The organism is Cecembia lonarensis LW9, assembly GCF_000298295.1.
Taxonomy (GTDB): Bacteria; Bacteroidota; Bacteroidia; order Cytophagales; family Cyclobacteriaceae; genus Cecembia; species Cecembia lonarensis.
Map to the genome: position 1 here is coordinate 1 of NZ_AMGM01000314.1, position 626 is coordinate 626.

Consider the following 626-nt stretch of genomic DNA (forward strand, 5'->3'; position numbering starts at 1 on the left):
GGGCGGCCCAGGTCGCCGGAGAAGACGAAGTCGCCCGAGAGCAGGAAGCCCGGTTTGTCACTGAAGGCGCCGTCGGTGACCAGGAAGGAAAGGTGTTCGGGGGTGTGTCCCGGCGTGTGCAGGGCGGTGGCGGTGATGTTTCCCAGGGTGATGGTGGACTGGTCAAGGAGGCGTTCGGCTTCGAATTCGTATTGCCAGTCCGGCCCGCCCTCGCCCGAAACGTAGATTGCCGCACCGGTGGCGGCGGCAAGTTCGCGGGTCCCGGAGAGGTAGTCGGCGTGGATGTGGGTCTCGGTGACGGCGGTGATCTTCATGCCGTTTTTCGCTGCAAGGTCCTGGTACACCTGGATGTCGCGGCGGGCGTCCACCACGAGGGCCTCGCCCTTGGCCTGGCAGCCGATGAAGTAGCTGGCCTGCGCGAGGTCTTCGTCGTAAATACGTTCCAGAAGCATGTCTCTCCTTGTTGATGGTCGTGGTTGGTTCGCCTACCCTCCATACCCCCAGGGGTATGAACTTCACTTCAAACGATAATACCCCTAGGGGTATGCGTCAAGTCATCCGCCGTCCAGACCCCAGGGTCGCTTGCCCCACAAAAAGCGGCGGTCGGCACCATCCGCGCTGGCGCC

1 protein-coding gene is annotated in these 626 nt (G+C 63.3%); it reads right to left on the minus strand.

Going from position 1 to position 626, the window contains the following annotated elements; all coding sequences use genetic code 11:
• Nucleotides 1–452, minus strand: a 452-nt coding sequence (locus B879_RS24265) for an MBL fold metallo-hydrolase (protein WP_157231812.1), incomplete at its 3' end; no start/stop codon positions are given.
• Nucleotides 453–626: the final 174 nt, after the last annotated feature.